Origin of the sequence: Gordonia sp. i37 (genome assembly GCF_002043085.1) — a bacterium.
Taxonomy (GTDB): Bacteria; Actinomycetota; Actinomycetes; order Mycobacteriales; family Mycobacteriaceae; genus Gordonia; species Gordonia polyisoprenivorans.
In genome coordinates this window covers 1-570 of record NZ_MVPX01000672.1, presented here as the reverse complement: position 1 = coordinate 570, position 570 = coordinate 1, and the positions used below count along the sequence as shown (strand labels likewise).

Genomic DNA, 570 nt, shown 5'->3' with positions numbered 1-570 from the left:
CTGCCACTCGAGGTGGTCGTCGACCGTGAGGAAACCCGCACATTGCGTACCTGTCTCGACGATCTCACCGAACTGCAGCGCTCCAGCATCGAGATGTCCTACTTCAACGGCCTGACCTATCCCGAGGTGGCCGCCCAGACCGACACCCCGCTGCCGACCATCAAGTCACGCATCCGGGACGGGCTGCGGCGGCTGCGCGATTGTCTGCGAGGACGCGGCCATGCCTGACACCGAGTGGCTCGACGATCACGTCGAACTGTTCGCCATCCATGCCCTCGAGGGCGCCGAGGCCGACCGGTTCGTCGACGAATACAACGGACTGACGCCGTTGGAGCGCACCATCTACGACGGCCGTATCGACGAAATCCACACCACCATGGCCGATTTCGCTGCCGGCTACGCACTGGCGGCGCGACCGGAACTGCGCGAGCGGGTTCTCGATCACGTGTTCTCGGCACCGGCCGACGCCTCGGGACCGCCGGTGTCGCCGGAATCGGGTTTCCCTGAATCGATGTCGTCGATCTCGACTCCGGCGGACACCGATACCGGTCGGCACGCGGCGGTGTCGTC

At 65.6% G+C, this 570-nt stretch carries 1 protein-coding gene and 1 pseudogene; both read left to right on the top strand.

Going from position 1 to position 570, the window contains the following annotated elements; translation table 11 throughout:
• On the top strand, window positions 1-228 hold a 228-nt coding region (locus B1964_RS29520), incomplete at its 5' end, for a sigma factor-like helix-turn-helix DNA-binding protein (protein ID WP_290440761.1).
• Window positions 221-570: pseudogene (locus B1964_RS29515) on the top strand (anti-sigma factor); the annotation flags it as partial. The gene B1964_RS29520 and the pseudogene B1964_RS29515, both read left to right, overlap by 8 nt.